Source organism: Erwinia sp. MMLR14_017 (genome assembly GCF_033657285.1).
In the GTDB taxonomy this organism is placed as follows: domain Bacteria; phylum Pseudomonadota; class Gammaproteobacteria; order Enterobacterales; family Enterobacteriaceae; genus Erwinia.
On the sequence record NZ_JAWVWP010000020.1, the window covers coordinates 1 to 12,906 of the forward strand.

9 protein-coding genes are annotated in these 12,906 nt (G+C 52.0%); all 9 read left to right on the plus strand.

The annotated features are described in order from the left end of the window. A partial coding sequence (locus SD961_RS21275; RefSeq protein WP_318792297.1) for an EF-Tu/IF-2/RF-3 family GTPase occupies nt 1-436 on the plus strand: 436 nt, incomplete at its 5' end. Nucleotides 437-663: 227 nt separating this feature from the next. Further along, nucleotides 664-1,047 carry a preprotein translocase subunit SecE gene (secE, locus tag SD961_RS21280; protein ID WP_318792298.1) on the plus strand — a complete coding sequence of 128 codons (384 nt, stop codon included), beginning with the start codon at nt 664-666 and terminating at the stop codon, nt 1,045-1,047. Nucleotide 1,048: 1 nt separating this feature from the next. Continuing rightward, nucleotides 1,049-1,594: a transcription termination/antitermination protein NusG gene (gene nusG, locus SD961_RS21285; protein WP_306208808.1), complete on the plus strand. Its 546-nt coding sequence runs from the start codon at nt 1,049-1,051 to the stop codon at nt 1,592-1,594. 195 nt (nt 1,595-1,789) lie between these two features. Continuing rightward, nucleotides 1,790-2,218, plus strand: coding sequence for a 50S ribosomal protein L11 (gene rplK / locus SD961_RS21290; RefSeq protein ID WP_306208807.1), 429 nt, complete (start codon nt 1,790-1,792; stop codon nt 2,216-2,218). A 3-nt stretch (nt 2,219-2,221) separates the two neighbouring features. Further along, entirely contained in the window at nt 2,222-2,926 is a 705-nt protein-coding gene (gene rplA, locus SD961_RS21295; RefSeq protein WP_306208805.1) for a 50S ribosomal protein L1, read from the plus strand. Between the two features lie 284 nt (nt 2,927-3,210). Next, on the plus strand, nt 3,211-3,714 hold the full coding sequence (rplJ, locus tag SD961_RS21300) for a 50S ribosomal protein L10 (protein WP_306208803.1): 504 nt from the start codon (nt 3,211-3,213) through the stop codon (nt 3,712-3,714). A 70-nt stretch (nt 3,715-3,784) separates the two neighbouring features. Then, nucleotides 3,785-4,150, plus strand: coding sequence for a 50S ribosomal protein L7/L12 (gene rplL, locus SD961_RS21305; RefSeq protein ID WP_024966036.1), 366 nt, complete (start codon nt 3,785-3,787; stop codon nt 4,148-4,150). 326 nt (nt 4,151-4,476) lie between these two features. After that, nucleotides 4,477-8,505 (plus strand): DNA-directed RNA polymerase subunit beta, encoded by a 4,029-nt coding sequence (gene rpoB, locus SD961_RS21310; protein ID WP_318792299.1) that lies wholly within the window; start codon nt 4,477-4,479, stop codon nt 8,503-8,505. A 77-nt stretch (nt 8,506-8,582) separates the two neighbouring features. Beyond that, on the plus strand, nt 8,583-12,803 hold the full coding sequence (rpoC, locus tag SD961_RS21315; RefSeq protein ID WP_318792301.1) for a DNA-directed RNA polymerase subunit beta': 4,221 nt from the start codon (nt 8,583-8,585) through the stop codon (nt 12,801-12,803). Nucleotides 12,804-12,906 lie beyond the last annotated feature (103 nt).

A 12,906-nucleotide genomic window follows, 5' to 3' on the forward strand; every position in this document is an offset into this window, starting at 1 on the left:
TACCGTGAAATCAACCTGTACCGGTGTTGAAATGTTCCGTAAGCTGCTGGACGAAGGTCGTGCAGGCGAAAACTGTGGTGTTCTGCTGCGTGGTATCAAGCGCGAAGACATCCAGCGTGGACAGGTTCTGGCTAAGCCAGGCTCAATCAAGCCACACACCAAGTTCGAGTCAGAAGTTTATATTCTGTCTAAAGACGAAGGCGGCCGTCATACTCCGTTCTTCAAAGGCTACCGTCCTCAGTTCTACTTCCGTACTACTGACGTGACCGGTACCATTGAACTGCCAGAAGGCGTTGAGATGGTAATGCCTGGTGACAACGTTCAGATGGTTGTTACCCTGATCCACCCAATCGCGATGGATGACGGTCTGCGTTTCGCAATCCGTGAAGGCGGCCGTACTGTTGGTGCGGGCGTTGTTGCTAAAGTTATCGCTTAATCGCTGATAATATTTGACGCAACGCACTTTAAAAGGGCATCATTTGATGCCCTTTTTGCACGCTGTAACATAGAACCTGGCTCATCAGTGATTTTCAACCATAATCATTGCTGAGGCAGGCTCTGTAGCATGGCGTTATATGCCGAGTTTCGCCTCACAGCCTCCTCGGCTTGGTTGCCCTGTTTTACGGGTAAAACAGTTTCTGATTTATTGTGGCAGGTTGGTTTATGAGTGCTAATACCGAAGCTCAAGGGAGCGGGCGTGGCCTGGAAGCGGGTAAATGGTTAGTTGTAGCATTGCTGCTGATCGTGGCCATCGTAGGCAACTACTATTATCGTGAAGTCACGCTGCCGCTGCGCGCGCTGGCCGTCGTTATCCTGATTGCAGTAGCCGGTGGCATTGCGCTGCTGACGACGAAAGGTAAAGCAACACTGGCGTTTGCTCGTGAAGCGCGCACCGAAGTTCGTAAGGTCATCTGGCCGACTCGTCAGGAAACGTTGCATACCACGTTAATCGTTGCCGCGGTAACTGCCGTGATGTCACTGATTTTGTGGGGACTGGATGGTATTCTGGTTCGTCTGGTATCGTTTATCACTGGCCTGAGGTTCTGAGATGTCTGAAGCTCCAAAAAAGCGCTGGTACGTCGTTCAGGCGTTTTCCGGTTTCGAAGGCCGCGTAGCACAATCGCTGCGTGAGCATATCAAATTACATAACATGGAAGAGCTTTTTGGCGAAGTCATGGTTCCAACCGAAGAAGTGGTGGAAATCCGTGGTGGTCAGCGTCGTAAAAGCGAGCGTAAGTTCTTCCCAGGCTATGTCCTTGTACAGATGGTTATGAACGATGCAAGCTGGCACTTAGTGCGCAGCGTGCCGCGTGTCATGGGATTCATTGGTGGCACCTCCGATCGTCCGGCACCTATCAGCGATAAAGAAGTCGATGCGATCATGAACCGCCTGCAGCAGGTTGGTGATAAGCCACGTCCTAAAACCATGTTTGAACCTGGTGAAATGGTCCGTGTTAGTGACGGTCCTTTCGCAGACTTCAATGGTGTTGTGGAAGAAGTGGATTATGAAAAAAGCCGCCTGAAAGTCTCCGTTTCAATCTTTGGGCGTGCCACGCCGGTTGAGCTGGACTTTGGACAAGTGGAAAAAGGCTGATAATAAGGCGCACAGGTTCAATGCTCAGGCAGTGACCCGATCAAAATTTGAGCTTTGTGGCTGAATATCAGTTGCGAGAGGCGCGAAATTGCCCTACAATTTCGCGCCTTTTGTTTTTATGCGCTATTTTCAGCGCGTGAATATTAATTACGGGGAGCTCTTTACGGAGCGTCTGAACCCAATAGAGGAATTATCATGGCTAAGAAAGTACAAGCCTACGTCAAGTTGCAGGTTGCAGCCGGTATGGCAAACCCGAGTCCTCCAGTAGGTCCGGCTCTGGGTCAGCAGGGTGTTAACATCATGGAATTCTGTAAAGCGTTTAACGCCAAAACAGAATCCCTGGAAAAAGGCCTGCCTACTCCAGTAGTGATTACCGTTTATTCTGACCGTTCTTTCACCTTCATTACCAAAACGCCTCCAGCACCAATCCTGCTGAAGAAAGCGGCTGGTATCAAGTCTGGTTCCGGCAAGCCGAACAAAGACAAAGTAGGTAAAGTTACGCGTGCTCAGGTACGTGAAATCGCAGAAACCAAAGCTTCTGATATGACTGGTGCTGATATTGAAGCGATGGCTCGCTCAATTGAAGGTACTGCTCGTTCCATGGGCCTGGTAGTAGAGGACTAAGAAATGGCTAAGCTGACCAAGCGCATGCGCGTGATCCGTGACAAAGTTGATGCAACTAAACAGTATGACATCAACGAAGCTGTAGCTCTGCTGAAAGAACTGGCTACTGCCAAGTTCGTTGAAAGCGTTGACGTAGCTGTAAACCTGGGCATTGATGCTCGTAAATCTGACCAGAACGTTCGCGGTGCAACTGTACTGCCACACGGTACTGGCCGTTCCGTTCGCGTTGCCGTATTTGCCCAGGGCGCAAACGCTGAAGCTGCTAAAGCTGCAGGCGCTGAGCTGGTAGGTATGGAAGATCTGGCTGACCAGATCAAAAAAGGCGAAATGAACTTCGACGTTGTTATCGCATCTCCAGATGCAATGCGCGTTGTTGGCCAGCTGGGCCAGGTACTGGGCCCACGCGGTCTGATGCCTAACCCAAAAGTGGGTACCGTAACCCCTAACGTTGCTGAAGCGGTTAAGAACGCTAAAGCGGGTCAGGTTCGTTACCGTAACGACAAAAACGGCATCATCCATACCACTATCGGTAAGGTTGATTTCGATGCAGATAAACTGAAAGAAAACCTGGAATCCCTGCTGGTTGCGCTGAAAAAAGCAAAACCTTCTCAGGCGAAAGGCGTTTTCATCAAGAAAGTTAGCCTGTCCACCACTATGGGTGCAGGTGTTGCGGTTGATCAGGCTGGCCTGAACGCTGTAGCAAACTAATCTGCTTTACGCGGGCGCAAGTTTCCATTAGAATCTTACGCCCGTTGTTCCGTTAACCGCGGAACCAGAATTTTCGGTTGGAGCCTGGCCTTATCCAGGCCTCCGTCCAAGACCGCAGGTGTCTCGTAAGAGGCTTAATCTCCTGCGTAGACGGTGACAGAACCTGAAGAATATTTTTATAGTCTTTGCTGGATTCTGCTCACCGTGTTTAAGCGCCTGGCTTCGGCCAGGTGAAGTGAGTTCCGGAGAAATTCATCTCCGGCAAAATCCAGGAGCACAAGCTAATGGCCTTAAATCTTCAAGACAAACAAGCGATTGTTGCTGAAGTCAGCGAAGTAGCCAAAGGCGCGCTGTCTGCGGTAGTTGCGGATTCTCGTGGCGTACCAGTAGGCAAAATGACTGAACTGCGTAAAGCAGGTCGTGAAGCTGGCGTTTACATGCGTGTTGTTCGTAACACCTTGCTGCGCCGCGTCGTTGAAGGAACTCAGTTTGAGGTCCTGAAAGACACGTTCGTCGGTCCGACCTTGATTGCATACTCTATGGAACACCCGGGCGCTGCTGCTCGTCTGTTCAAAGAGTTCGCGAAAGCGAATGCAAAATTTGAGGTCAAAGCTGCGGCCTTTGAAGGTGAGTTAATCAGTGCGGCTCAGATCGACCGCCTGGCAACTCTGCCTACTTACGATGAAGCAATCGCACGCCTGATGGCAACCATGAAAGAAGCCGCTGCCGGCAAACTGGTTCGCACTCTGGCTGCAGTCCGCGATCAGAAAGAAACTGAAGCTGCTTAAGCTTAAGCCTTTCTTTTCCGACTCTTGCTTACGTAACCTTTATCTACACTGAATTCAGGAACATTTTAAAATGTCTATCACTAAAGAACAAATCATCGAAGGCGTTGCCGCCCTGTCTGTAATGGAAATCGTTGAACTGATCTCCGCTATGGAAGAAAAATTCGGCGTTTCAGCTGCTGCTGCTGTTGCAGGTCCTGCTGCTGCTGCTGAAGCTGTAGAAGAAAAAACCGAGTTTGACGTTGTACTGAAAGCTATCGGCGCTAACAAAGTTGCCGTGATCAAAGCAGTACGTGGCGCAACTGGTCTGGGCCTGAAAGAAGCTAAAGACCTGGTTGAGTCTGCACCTGCTGCCCTGAAAGAAGGCATCAGCAAAGACGACGCAGAAGCACTGAAAAAAGCACTGGAAGAAGCTGGCGCAGAAGTTGAAGTTAAATAAGCCAACCTTTCAGGTTGCAGCCTAGTCTTTTAGGCTGATGGCTGGTGACTTTTCGGTCACCAGCCTTTTTGCGCTCTATAGCGTCAATGACGTTTCACACTGTTTAGTCATTGATTTGCTTAATATCTTTCTCTATCGGCGACTTAATATATTGCTCTCCTGCAGCGGATATCTCTGCACTGTTCCAGCAACGAAATGATTTAAGAGTGATAGAAAGAGGTATTACGGAAGGGGAGTCTTCTTTCCGCGTCTCAAAATAGTGTTGCATGAACTGTCCCCCCTGAACGGACAGAGAGGTTCTACTTTTCAGCGAGCTGAGGAACCCTATGGTTTACTCCTATACCGAGAAAAAACGCATCCGTAAGGATTTTGGAAAACGTCCACAAGTTCTGGACATTCCATATCTCCTTTCTATCCAGCTTGACTCGTTCCAGAAGTTCATCGAGCAAGATCCGGAAGGTCAATATGGTCTGGAAGCTGCTTTCCGTTCCGTATTTCCGATCCAAAGCTATAGCGGTAATTCAGAGCTGCAGTATGTCAGCTACCGTTTAGGCGAACCTGTCTTTGATGTGAAAGAGTGTCAGATTCGTGGCGTCACGTTCTCTGCACCCCTGCGCGTTAAACTGCGTCTGGTGATCTACGAGCGCGAAGCGCCGGAAGGCACCGTTAAGGACATCAAAGAGCAAGAAGTTTACATGGGTGAAATTCCACTCATGACCGATAACGGTACCTTTGTGATCAACGGTACAGAAAGGGTTATCGTTTCTCAGCTGCATCGTAGTCCTGGTGTCTTCTTCGACAGCGATAAGGGTAAAACCCACTCATCGGGTAAAGTGCTTTATAACGCACGTATTATTCCTTACCGTGGTTCATGGTTGGACTTTGAGTTCGATCCGAAAGACAACCTGTTCGTTCGTATTGACCGTCGCCGTAAATTGCCTGCGACCATCATTCTGCGTGCACTGAACTACACCACTGAGCAGATCCTTGACCTGTTCTTTGAGAAGATCGTGTATGAAATCCGCGACAACAAGCTGCAGATGGAACTGGTTCCTGAGCGCCTGCGCGGTGAGACGGCCTCTTTCGATATCGAATCCAACGGTACTGTTTACGTTGAGAAAGGCCGTCGTATTACTGCACGTCATATCCGTCAGCTGGAAAAAGATGGCGTTGAGCACATCGAAGTTCCTGTTGAATACATCGCCGGCAAAGTAGTAGGCAAAGACTACATTGACGAGAATACCGGTGAGTTGATTGTTGCTGCGAACATGGAGCTGTCGCTGGATCTGTTGGCTAAACTGAGCCAGTCCGGTCACAAGCGTATTGAGACTCTGTTCACCAACGATCTGGATCACGGCGCCTATATCTCTGAGACCATCCGCGTCGACCCAACCAGCGATCGCCTGAGCGCGCTGGTTGAGATCTATCGCATGATGCGTCCTGGCGAGCCGCCAACGCGTGAAGCAGCTGAAAACCTGTTCGAGAACCTGTTCTTCTCTGAAGACCGCTACGATCTCTCTGCGGTTGGCCGTATGAAGTTCAACCGTTCTCTGCTGCGTGACGAGATTGAAGGCTCCGGTATCCTGAGCAAAGACGACATCATTGAAGTGATGCGTAAGCTTATCGGTATCCGTAACGGTATTGGTGAAGTGGATGATATCGACCACCTCGGCAACCGTCGTATCCGTTCCGTTGGCGAAATGGCGGAGAACCAGTTCCGCGTAGGTCTGGTCCGTGTTGAGCGTGCGGTGAAAGAGCGTCTGTCTCTGGGCGATCTGGATACCCTGATGCCTCAGGATATGATCAACGCCAAGCCAATCTCTGCAGCAGTGAAAGAGTTCTTTGGTTCCAGCCAGCTGTCTCAGTTTATGGACCAGAACAACCCACTGTCTGAGATTACGCACAAACGTCGTATCTCTGCACTCGGCCCGGGCGGTCTGACGCGTGAGCGTGCAGGCTTTGAAGTTCGAGACGTTCACCCGACGCATTATGGTCGCGTGTGCCCTATCGAAACGCCAGAAGGTCCAAACATCGGTCTGATCAACTCTTTGTCTGTGTATGCACAGACCAATGAGTATGGTTTCCTGGAAACGCCGTACCGTCGTGTGATTGACGGCGTGGTGACCGACGAAATTCATTACCTCTCTGCTATTGAAGAGGGTAACTACGTTATCGCTCAGGCGAACACCAACCTCGACGACGAAGGTCACTTCGTAGACGATCTGGTGACCTGCCGTAGCAAAGGCGAATCGAGCCTGTTCAGCCGCGATCAGGTTGACTACATGGACGTTTCCACCCAGCAGGTGGTTTCTGTCGGTGCGTCACTGATCCCGTTCCTGGAGCACGATGATGCCAACCGCGCATTGATGGGTGCAAACATGCAACGTCAGGCGGTTCCAACTCTGCGCGCTGATAAGCCGCTGGTTGGTACCGGTATGGAACGCGCGGTAGCGGTAGACTCCGGTGTGACAGCCGTAGCGAAACGTGGTGGTACCGTTCAGTACGTTGATGCATCTCGTATCGTTATCAAAGTTAACGAAGACGAAATGTATTCGGGCGAAGCGGGTATCGACATTTATAACCTGACCAAATACACCCGTTCTAACCAGAACACCTGCATCAACCAGATGCCTTGCGTGAACCTGGGTGAACCAATTGAACGTGGTGACGTGCTGGCTGATGGTCCTTCAACGGATCTCGGTGAACTGGCACTGGGTCAGAACATGCGCGTCGCGTTCATGCCGTGGAACGGCTACAACTTCGAAGACTCCATTTTGGTCTCCGAGCGTGTGGTACAGGAAGATCGCTTCACCACCATCCACATTCAGGAACTGGCGTGCGTGTCTCGTGACACCAAGCTGGGGCCAGAAGAGATTACGGCTGACATCCCTAACGTGGGTGAAGCTGCACTCTCCAAACTGGATGAGTCCGGTATCGTCTATATCGGTGCTGAAGTGACCGGTGGCGACATTCTGGTAGGTAAGGTAACGCCGAAAGGTGAAACCCAGCTGACGCCAGAAGAGAAGTTACTGCGTGCGATCTTCGGTGAGAAAGCGTCTGACGTTAAAGACTCTTCTCTGCGCGTACCAAACGGCGTGTCTGGTACCGTTATTGACGTGCAGGTCTTCACCCGCGATGGCGTGGAAAAAGACAAGCGCGCGCTGGAAATCGAAGAGATGCAGCTGAAGCAGGCGAAGAAAGACCTGTCTGAAGAATTGCAGATCCTCGAAGCTGGCCTGTTCAGCCGTATCAACTACCTGCTGGTTGCAGGTGGCGTTGAAGCGGAGAAACTGGACAAGCTGCCACGCGAGCGCTGGCTGGAACTCGGCCTGACCGACGAAGAGAAGCAAAACCAGCTGGAGCAGCTGGCAGAGCAGTACGATGAGCTGAAGCACGAGTTTGAGAAAAAACTTGAAGCGAAGCGCCGTAAAATCACTCAGGGCGATGACCTGGCACCTGGCGTGCTGAAAATCGTGAAAGTGTATCTGGCCGTTAAGCGTCAGATCCAGCCTGGTGACAAAATGGCAGGTCGTCACGGGAACAAAGGTGTTATCTCCAAGATCAACCCGATCGAAGATATGCCATACGATGAGCACGGTACGCCGGTCGACATCGTACTGAACCCGTTGGGCGTACCTTCACGTATGAACATTGGACAGATTCTTGAAACCCACCTGGGTATGGCTGCGAAAGGCATTGGCGAGAAGATCAACGCTATGCTTAAGAAGCAGGAAGAAGTGTCTAAACTGCGTGAGTTCATTCAGCGCGCGTACGATCTGGGCACCGATGTGCGTCAGAAAGTCGACCTGAACACGTTCACCGACGATGAAGTGCTGCGTCTGGCTGAAAACCTGAAGAAAGGGATGCCAATCGCCACACCGGTGTTTGACGGCGCGAAAGAGAGCGAAATCAAAGAGCTGTTGCAGCTCGGCGGCCTGCCTTCTTCCGGTCAGATCACGCTGTTTGATGGTCGTACAGGCGAACAGTTCGAACGTCAGGTTACCGTTGGCTACATGTACATGCTGAAACTCAACCACTTAGTGGATGACAAGATGCATGCACGTTCTACCGGCTCTTACAGCCTCGTTACTCAGCAGCCGCTGGGTGGTAAGGCGCAGTTCGGTGGACAGCGCTTCGGTGAGATGGAAGTGTGGGCACTGGAAGCATACGGTGCCGCTTATACCCTGCAGGAAATGCTGACCGTGAAGTCTGATGACGTGAACGGCCGTACCAAGATGTATAAAAACATCGTTGACGGCAACCATCAGATGGAACCGGGCATGCCGGAATCCTTCAACGTACTGTTGAAAGAGATCCGCTCGCTGGGTATTAACATCGAGCTTGAAGACGAGTAAGCACTCGAATTTGTACTGGTTACAGCACGCCCGGCCCCGGGCGTGCTGAGAAGTCTCACTCCGACGGGAGCTAATCCGTGAAAGACTTACTTAAGTTTCTGAAAGCGCAAACTAAGACCGAAGAGTTTGATGCGATCAAAATTGCTCTGGCCTCGCCAGACATGATCCGTTCCTGGTCTTTTGGTGAAGTTAAAAAGCCGGAAACCATTAATTACCGTACGTTCAAACCAGAACGTGACGGGCTTTTCTGTGCGCGTATTTTCGGGCCAGTAAAAGACTATGAGTGCCTGTGCGGTAAGTACAAGCGCCTGAAGCACCGTGGTGTCATCTGTGAGAAGTGTGGCGTTGAAGTTACACAGACTAAAGTTCGCCGTGAGCGTATGGGTCACATCGAACTGGCTTCACCGACTGCGCACATCTGGTTCCTGAAATCGCTGCCTTCGCGCATCGGTTTGCTGCTGGATATGCCATTGCGTGACATCGAACGCGTGCTGTACTTCGAATCTTATGTGGTTGTCGAAGGCGGTATGACCAACCTCGAGCGTCGTCAGATCCTGACTGAAGAGCAGTATCTGGATGCGCTGGAAGAGTTTGGTGATGAGTTCGACGCGAAAATGGGTGCGGAAGCGATCCAGGCCCTGTTGAAAAACATGGATCTGGAGCAGGAGTGCGAGCAGCTGCGTGAAGAGCTGACCGAAACCAACTCCGAAACCAAACGCAAAAAGCTGACCAAGCGTATCAAGCTGCTGGAAGCGTTTGTTCAGTCTGGTAACAAGCCAGAGTGGATGATCCTTACCGTGCTGCCTGTGTTGCCACCGGATCTGCGTCCATTGGTGCCGCTGGACGGCGGTCGTTTCGCAACAAGCGATCTGAACGATCTCTATCGTCGCGTTATCAACCGTAACAACCGTCTGAAGCGCCTGCTGGATCTGGCTGCGCCAGATATCATCGTACGTAACGAAAAACGTATGCTGCAGGAAGCGGTCGATGCGCTGCTGGATAACGGCCGTCGCGGTCGTGCGATCACCGGTTCTAACAAGCGTCCTCTGAAATCTTTGGCCGATATGATCAAAGGTAAGCAGGGTCGTTTCCGTCAGAACTTACTGGGTAAACGTGTCGACTACTCTGGTCGTTCCGTTATCACCGTGGGTCCATACCTGCGTCTGCACCAGTGTGGTCTGCCGAAGAAAATGGCGCTGGAGCTGTTCAAACCGTTCATCTACGGCAAGCTGGAACTGCGTGGTCTTGCTACCACCATTAAAGCCGCCAAGAAAATGGTTGAGCGTGAAGAAGCTGTCGTTTGGGATATCCTGGACGAAGTGATCCGCGAACACCCGGTGCTGCTGAACCGTGCACCAACGCTGCACCGTCTGGGTATCCAGGCATTTGAGCCTGTGCTGATCGAAGGTAAAGCTATCCAGCTGCACCCGCTGGTTTGTGCGGCTTATAACGCCGACTTCGATGGTGACCAGATGGCTGTTCACGTACCGCTGACGCTGGAAGCCCAGCTGGAAGCGCGTGCGCTGATGATGTCTACCAACAACATCCTGTCGCCAGCGAACGGTGAGCCAATCATCGTTCCTTCTCAGGACGTTGTACTGGGTCTCTACTACATGACCCGCGACTGTGTTAACGCCAAAGGCGAAGGCATGGTGCTGACTGGCCCTAAAGAAGCGGAGCGTATTTATCGCGCCGGTCTGGCCTCCCTGCACGCTCGCGTGAAAGTGCGTATCACCGAGCACGAAAAGAATGAGCAGGATGAGTGGGTTGCTAAAACCAGCATCATCGATACCACTGTTGGCCGCGCCATCCTCTGGATGATCGTGCCGAAAGGTCTGCCGTACTCTATCGTGAACCAAGCGCTGGGCAAGAAAGCTATCTCCAAGATGCTGAACACCTGTTACCGCATCCTGGGCCTGAAGCCGACCGTTATCTTTGCTGACCAGACCATGTACACCGGTTTCGCCTATGCTGCGCGCTCTGGTGCGTCTGTAGGTATCGATGACATGGTTATCCCAGCCAAGAAAGTGGAAATCATCTCCGAAGCGGAAGCGGAAGTAGCTGAGATTCAGGAGCAGTTCCAGTCTGGTCTGGTTACCGCTGGTGAACGCTATAACAAAGTGATCGATATCTGGGCTGCGGCCAACGAACGCGTTGCTAAAGCGATGATGGAAAACCTCTCTACTGAACTCGTGATTAACCGCGATGGCGTAGAAGAGCGTCAGGTTTCCTTCAACAGCATCTTTATGATGGCCGACTCCGGTGCGCGTGGTTCTGCTGCACAGATTCGTCAGCTGGCCGGTATGCGTGGTCTGATGGCTAAGCCAGATGGCTCAATCATCGAGACGCCAATTACCGCGAACTTCCGTGAAGGTCTGAACGTACTCCAGTACTTCATCTCCACGCACGGTGCTCGTAAAGGTCTTGCGGATACCGCACTGAAAACCGCGAACTCCGGTTACCTGACCCGTCGTCTGGTTGACGTGGCACAGGATCTGGTGGTGACCGAAGACGATTGTGGTACCCATGAAGGTATCATGATGACGCCGGTTATCGAGGGTGGCGATGTTAAAGAGCCACTGCGCGAACGTGTTCTGGGTCGTGTGACCGCAGAAGACGTGCTGAAGCCGGGTACTGCCGACATTCTGCTGCCACGCAACACCCTGCTGCACGAACAGCAGTGTGACCTGTTGGAAGAGCACTCTGTTGACAGCCTGAAAGTCCGCTCCGTAGTGAGTTGCGAAACTGACTTCGGCGTGTGCGCCCACTGTTATGGACGCGATCTGGCACGTGGTCACATCATCAACAAAGGTGAGGCCATCGGCGTTATCGCAGCACAGTCCATCGGTGAGCCGGGTACACAGCTGACGATGCGTACGTTCCACATCGGTGGTGCGGCATCCCGTGCGGCTGCTGAATCCAGCATCCAGGTGAAAAACAAGGGTACGCTGAAGCTGATCAACGCCAAGTCGGTAACCAACTCCGCTGGCAAGCTGGTCGTTACTTCACGTAACACCGAGCTGAAAATGATCGACGAATTTGGCCGGACCAAAGAGAGCTATAAAGTTCCTTACGGTTCTACCATGGCGAAAGGTGACGGCGAGCAGGTTGCAGCGGGCGAAACCGTAGCAAACTGGGATCCGCATACTATGCCGGTTATCACCGAAGTGAGCGGTTATATTCGCTTCACTGACATGATTGACGGCCAGACCATTACCCGCCAGACGGATGACCTGACCGGTCTCTCTTCTCTGGTGATCCTGGACAGTGCGGAACGTACTGCTGGTGGTAAAGATCTGCGTCCAGCGCTGAAAATTGTTGATGCCAACGGCAATGACGTAATGATCCCAGGCTCCGATATGCCTGCTCAGTACTTCCTGCCAGGTAAAGCGATTGTGCAGCTGGAAGATGGTATCAAGATCAGCTCGGGTGATACCCTGGCTCGTGTTCCGCAGGAATCTGGCGGTACCAAGGACATCACCGGTGGTCTGCCACGCGTTGCTGACCTGTTCGAAGCCCGTCGTCCGAAAGAGCCGGCAATCCTGGCTGAAATCAGCGGCATCATTTCCTTCGGTAAAGAAACCAAAGGGAAACGTCGTCTGGTTATCACCCCGATTGATGGCAGCGATCATTACGAAGAGATGATTCCGAAATGGCGTCAGCTGAACGTGTTCGAAGGTGAACGTGTTGAGCGTGGTGACGTGGTTTCCGATGGCCCAGAGTCTCCACATGACATTCTGCGTCTGCGTGGCGTGCATGCGGTGACCCGTTATATCACTAACGAAGTGCAGGAAGTTTACCGACTGCAGGGCGTTAAGATTAACGATAAGCACATCGAAGTCATCGTTCGTCAGATGCTGCGTAAAGCAACCATCGCCAGCGCAGGAAGCACTGACTTCCTGGACGGCGAGCAGGTGGAGTTCTCACGCGTTAAAATTTCTAACCGTGAACTGGAAGCCAACGGCAAAATCGCTGCAACCTATATGCGCGACCTGCTGGGTATTACCAAAGCATCACTGGCGACCGAATCCTTCATCTCTGCCGCATCGTTCCAGGAAACGACGCGCGTACTGACCGAGGCAGCCGTTGCAGGCAAACGCGACGAACTGCGCGGCCTGAAAGAGAACGTTATCGTTGGCCGTCTAATCCCAGCCGGTACCGGTTACGCTTATCATCAGGATCGTATGCGCCGTAAAGCAGCTGGCGAAACGCCGGTTGTTCCTCAGGTGACTGCGGATGAAGCTTCTGCCAGCCTGGCAGAACTGCTGAACGCTGGTCTGGGCGGCAACAACGATTAATCGTTGCTGACCTCCTGACGTTAAAAACCGCTCTCCGGAGCGGTTTTTTTATGCCTGTAATCTGGGAAATTTCACATTTGTCGGCGCTTATTCGCTAATTGCT

What these genes read in the sequence shown, in the direction of transcription:
- secE (WP_318792298.1), top strand. Translation starts at nt 664, where the DNA reads ATGAGTGCTAATACCGAAGCTCAAGGGAGCGGGCGTGGCCTGGAAGCG.
- rpoB (WP_318792299.1), top strand. Translation starts at nt 4,477, where the DNA reads ATGGTTTACTCCTATACCGAGAAAAAACGCATCCGTAAGGATTTTGGA.
- rplK (WP_306208807.1), top strand. Translation starts at nt 1,790, where the DNA reads ATGGCTAAGAAAGTACAAGCCTACGTCAAGTTGCAGGTTGCAGCCGGT.
- nusG (WP_306208808.1), top strand. Translation starts at nt 1,049, where the DNA reads ATGTCTGAAGCTCCAAAAAAGCGCTGGTACGTCGTTCAGGCGTTTTCC.
- rplJ (WP_306208803.1), top strand. Translation starts at nt 3,211, where the DNA reads ATGGCCTTAAATCTTCAAGACAAACAAGCGATTGTTGCTGAAGTCAGC.
- rplL (WP_024966036.1), top strand. Translation starts at nt 3,785, where the DNA reads ATGTCTATCACTAAAGAACAAATCATCGAAGGCGTTGCCGCCCTGTCT.
- rplA (WP_306208805.1), top strand. Translation starts at nt 2,222, where the DNA reads ATGGCTAAGCTGACCAAGCGCATGCGCGTGATCCGTGACAAAGTTGAT.